Genomic DNA, 2,938 nt, shown 5'->3' on the forward strand with positions numbered 1-2,938 from the left:
GAACTCACCCGGGCGGCGTCGTCGTCGTGCCCCCGCGGGGGTGCAGGATGACGCCCATGCGTAGCGACATCTTCGACCAGGCGAACCTCGAGGTCGAGAACGGACAGCGGTTCTTCCTGCAGAACTCCAAGATGCTCAAGGTCACCCTCGGCGAGCCCGTGCTCGCCGCGAAGGGCTCGATGGTCGCCTACCAGGGGGCCGTGCAGTTCCACCACAAGGGCTCCGACACGCTGGCGAAGTTCGTCAAGCGTGCGATCAGCTCCGACGACCAGGCGCTCATGACGGTGTCCGGCCAAGGCGACGTGTTCTTCGCGCGGTTCGCCGAGACGGTGTTCATCATCCACCTCGAGGGCGACGCGATCAGCGTCGGCGGCTCGTCGCTGCTCGCGTTCGACGCCACCCTGCAGTGGGACCTGCACCGCACGCGCGGCGCCGGCATGATGACCGGCGGCCTGTTCAACACCCTCATCCAGGGCCACGGGTCCGTCGCGCTGACGTCCGACGGCCAGCCCGTCATCCTCGACTGCTCGCAGCAGCCCACGTTCGTCGACCCCAACGCGGCCGTGTGCTGGTCGGCGAACCTCGTGCCCGAGGTCGTGTCGAGCATGAACATGAGCTCGCTGCTGCGCGGCGGCACCGGCGAGGCGTTCCAGTACAAGTTCCACGGCCCGGGCTTCGTGGTCGTGCAGCCGTCCGAGGGGTTCGCGGGGCTGGGGCAGACGAGCTGACGTCCGCCTCGTCCCTGGTGTGAGGGGTTGTCGTCGCCTCGCGGCGGCAACCCCTCACGCGTCCCGGCGGCGGAGGACCAAAGGACCGCGCGCGCCGCCGGCTCCGGCCGAGAGACTGCGACGCACCGTCGCCCACGTCGGCGGTGGCGGGTCGCCCACCACCGGGCTCGGGGACGACGGGAACACGGACGCATGGCACGACTCTCGTGGGCGGTGCCCGCGGCGGTGCTGGTCGCCGCGCTCGTCGCGTGCGCACCCGCCGCCCGTCCGCCGACGGAGGCGGAGCTCGGGCCGGGGCCCGGGCTGTCGGACCACGTCGTCGACGGTCCCGTGTCGCTCCGTCTGCCGGACGGGACCGAGGCCGTGCCCACGTCGGTCGCGCTCGCCTCGGCACGCGTGGCCGTCGAGGGCGGCGACTACACGGTGCTGTCGCGCACGCCGGCCGACGACACGCTCCTGGGGCTCGACGTGCTGCCGACCGGGGACCTGGTGGCCCTGCGCGTGCCCGAGAACCAGTACCAGGGCGGCGACGGGGTCGCCGTGAGCTCGGTCCTCGGCACGTACGACGGCCACCGCTTCGACCCCTGGCCCGGCACGGGCCGACTCGTGCCCGGGGACCCGCCGCGTCAGGTCTACGGCGCGGACGCAGGGCAGGGCGCGGTGGCGTGGGCGGAGACGGCCAGCATCCGGCTCGACCGGTCGAGCTGGCGGGTGTTCGCGCGGGACGACGCGGGGCGGACCTCGCTCGTGGCCACGTCGGAGGAGGTGATCGACGGGCCGATGCCCGTGCTGAACGACGACGCCCGTCCCGTGGTCGCCGACGGTCGCGTGTACTGGGCGACACCCGCTCCGGCCGGCCCCGGCTCCGACCAGCTCCAGATGCAGGTCGTGTCACGAGACATCGGTGGCGGGGGGCCGCTCACCGTCGGGGCGCGGGGCGCGGCCCGGCCCGCCGTGGGCGATCACGGGGTGTACGTCGTGCGCACCTACCGCGACGACCCCACGGTCCCGGACGGTCGGTCGGTCGTCGCGGTGGCAACGGGCGGGGGCGACACGGCACCGCTGCTGACGGTGGACGGGCCACCCGGCGTCAACGTCGTCGACCTGGTCGCCGACGGCTCACGCCTCGCGTTCGTCACGTCCGCGCCGTCGTTCAGCACAGGCACGGTGTACGTGCACGACCCGGTGAGTGGCCGCCTGGTCGCCGTCCCCACGGCGGGCGCGGGCCAGCGCACAGAACTGGCGCTCTGCGGCGACCGGCTGGTCTGGACCACGAACGACGGCAGCGGCGTGGGCGCCGGTTCCGTCTTCGTCCTCGACGTGGCGACCCTCGACCTGCGCGAGGTCGAGGTGCAGGGCGGCTACGGCACGGTCATGTGCGCGGGTGACGTCGTCGCCTGGCAGGCGCTGCCATCACCGGACGGGTTCGCGACGACGACCGTGGTCCGCTGGGGGTGAGGTCACGCACCGTGCGCACGGTGCGGACCGCGCGGTACCCGCTGACGGTGGGTGATCACCCGGTGGGTGCCTGTCACAGCGGGCGGTGCGCCGTGGGTCGGACGTCACGCCTGCGGGGGCTGGCCTGCGGGTTCACGGCTGGGTACGTTCGCGACCGTGCGTCTGAACCGGCCGTCGGCCCGTCCTGCCCTGCTCGCCGTCGCCGCGGTCGCGGCCCTGGGCGCGTGCTCGTCCGGCACGTCGCCCGCCCCGGGCGCGTCGCCCAGCACGTCGGCGCCCACGGTCGTCGCGTCGCCGTCGCCCACCGCGTCCGCGACGCCCGACGTGCCCGTGGTCGCGGCGCCCGCCGAGTGCGACGCGGTCGAGCTCGCGCCGGGGGCCAGCGTCACGGGCGCCGACCTGTCGGCGTGCGTCATCGGGTTCTCGCTCGCCGCGGGCAGCGGCCACGAGCACGTGCAGTCCGGCGACTCCACCGCCGAGGTCGACTTCGTGTTCTCCGACGCGCCCGCCATGACCGGCACGATGGTCGACGCGGACGGCACCACGTCGTTCGTGCTCACGCAGGACCGGTCGTGGATCACGATCGACGGCCGCTGGGTCGAGGGCGACATCACCAGCAGCGACTCCGAGAAGGTGCTCGCCGGCACGGTCGGCACCGCGTACCGCACGCTCGCCGACCCGGCCGTCAGCGCCGGCATGATCGCGATGTCGCCCACGTACACGGTGCAGGACGACCAGGACGTCATCGACCT

3 protein-coding genes are annotated in these 2,938 nt (G+C 73.7%); all 3 read left to right on the forward strand.

What is annotated here, in order from left to right; all coding sequences use genetic code 11:
* The first annotated feature begins 56 nt into the window (after nucleotides 1-56).
* Complete coding sequence (locus J7523_RS19910) at nucleotides 57-728, forward strand: AIM24 family protein (protein ID WP_291890464.1); 672 nt, start codon at nucleotides 57-59, stop codon at nucleotides 726-728.
* A gap of 192 nt (nucleotides 729-920) precedes the next feature.
* The gene (locus tag J7523_RS19915) at nucleotides 921-2,186 is read left to right on the forward strand and encodes a hypothetical protein (protein WP_291890465.1); all 1,266 of its coding nucleotides are present in this window, start codon (nucleotides 921-923) and stop codon (nucleotides 2,184-2,186) included.
* A 156-nt stretch (nucleotides 2,187-2,342) separates the two neighbouring features.
* A partial coding sequence (locus J7523_RS19920; RefSeq protein ID WP_291890466.1) for a hypothetical protein occupies nucleotides 2,343-2,938 on the forward strand: 596 nt, incomplete at its 3' end.

Source organism: Cellulomonas sp. (assembly GCF_017744555.1).
Lineage (GTDB): Bacteria > Actinomycetota > Actinomycetes > Actinomycetales > Cellulomonadaceae > Cellulomonas.